The organism is Streptomyces sparsus, assembly GCF_054776295.1.
On the sequence record NZ_BAAHCA010000981.1, the window covers coordinates 1 to 1,728 of the forward strand.

A 1,728-nucleotide genomic window follows, 5' to 3' on the forward strand; every position below is an offset into this window, starting at 1 on the left:
GGAACCTGGATCAGGTTGCCGGAGCCGACGCCGGGCGAGTGGGTGGCGCTGCCACCGGCGTGCGCACCACTGGTCGCCGCGGCGACACCGGCGGCAGCGGCCACGAGACCGCCGGCCGCCATCGTGACAGCCGTGACCCTCTTCAGGTTCTTCACTATCTTGACCCCTCCTTGCCATCGCCGCGGCCGTTCGCCGCAGCACGCCTTGGACAACGGACGGACGGTCGGGAGGAAACGCAGGGTGCGTGACAACCACACGACAGTATGAATTTCAGGCCGGAGTCGGGCGCGCGCCCCGGGGGCGTGCACGGCTCACGGCGGCGGAGGATCAGCTGGTCAGACCCTGGCGCACGGCCCACAGCGCGGCCTGAGTGCGGTCCGAGAGGTCCAGTTTCATCAGGATGTTCGACACGTGCGTCTTGACGGTCTTCTCCGACAGCACCAGGGCCCGGGCGATCTCCCGATTGGAGCGGCCGTCCGCGATCAGGCAGAGCACCTCCCGCTCGCGTTCGGTGAGCGCCCCCACGCGACCGGAGCCGCCGGGCGCGCCCTGCTCGGTGAGCAGTGCCCCGGCCACCTCCGGCTGAAGCAGGATGTGACCCGCGTGCACCGCGCGAATGGCGCCGGCCAGTGCCTCCGGGTCGATGTCCTTGTACACGTAGCCCGCCGCGCCGGCCCGCAGCGCCGGTACCGCCGTCCGCTGCTCGGTGAAGCTGGTCACCACCAGGACCCGGGCCGGGTTGCCCAGCTCCCGGAGTCGGCGCAGCGCCCCCAGCCCGTCCGAGCCGGGCATCTTGAGGTCCATCAGCACCACGTCGGGGCGCAGCTCCTCGGCACGGAGCACGCCCTCGTCGCCGTCGGCCGCCTCACCGACGACCTCGATGTCGTCCTGGACCTCCAGGAACGTGCGCAGGCCACGACGCACCACCTGGTGGTCGTCCACCAGCAGCACGCGGATCGTCCGTTCAGCCACCCGGCACCTCCATCTCGATCAGGGTGCCCTTGCCGGGCTCGGACCGCACCGCGAGCACACCGCCGACCCCCGCGGCCCGGTCGCGCATGGAGACCAGGCCCAGGTGCCGGCCCTCCCGGCGGACCGCGGTGGGATCAAAACCCGATCCGTCGTCGGTGACGCGCAGTACCACCCCGCGTTCCCGGCGGCAGAGCGTGACCGCGACCCTGGTGGCTCCGGCGTGACGCAGTGCGTTGTGCAGGGCCTCCTGGGCGACCCGCAGCAGCGCCTCCTCCTGGCCGGCCGGCAGCGCCCGCACCCCCTGGCTGTCGAAGGTGACGGCCGCGCTGTGCGCCCTGTCCAGCACCTGGACGTGGGTCCGCAGCGTGGCTACCAGGCCGTCGTCGTCCAGGGCGGCCGGGCGCAGTTCCACCACCGCGGCGCGCAGTTCGTCGGCGGCCTCGGTGGCGAGCCGGGTGACCTCGGCCAGTTCCGTCCGCGCCCGGCCCGGGTCGCGGTCGACGTAGGCGGCCGCGGCCTGCACGGTCAGCCGGAGGGAGAACAGTTTCTGCGAGACCGCGTCGTGCAGTTCGTGGGCGATCCGGGCGCGTTCACCGGCGATGGTCAGCTCCCGGCCGCGCTCGTGGAGCCGGGCGTTGGTGAGGGCGATGGCGGCGTGCTGCGCGAGGATGCGCAGCAGGTCCTCGTCCTCGGCGGTGAAGGCGCAGCCGCCGGCTGTGTCCGGGCCCGTGTGGGCGTCCGGGCGCGGGGCCGCCT

3 protein-coding genes are annotated in these 1,728 nt (G+C 73.1%); all 3 read right to left on the reverse strand.

What is annotated here, in order from left to right; translation table 11 throughout:
• Positions 1–155, reverse strand: a 155-nt coding sequence (locus tag ACYVE9_RS25555) for a chaplin family protein (RefSeq protein WP_461030262.1), incomplete at its 3' end; no start/stop codon positions are given.
• 172 nt (positions 156–327) lie between these two features.
• Positions 328–972 carry a response regulator gene (locus ACYVE9_RS25560; protein ID WP_461030260.1) on the reverse strand — a complete coding sequence of 215 codons (645 nt, stop codon included), beginning with the start codon at positions 970–972 and terminating at the stop codon, positions 328–330.
• On the reverse strand, positions 965–1,728 hold a 764-nt coding region (locus ACYVE9_RS25565; protein ID WP_461030261.1), incomplete at its 5' end, for a sensor histidine kinase. The genes ACYVE9_RS25560 and ACYVE9_RS25565, both read right to left, overlap by 8 nt.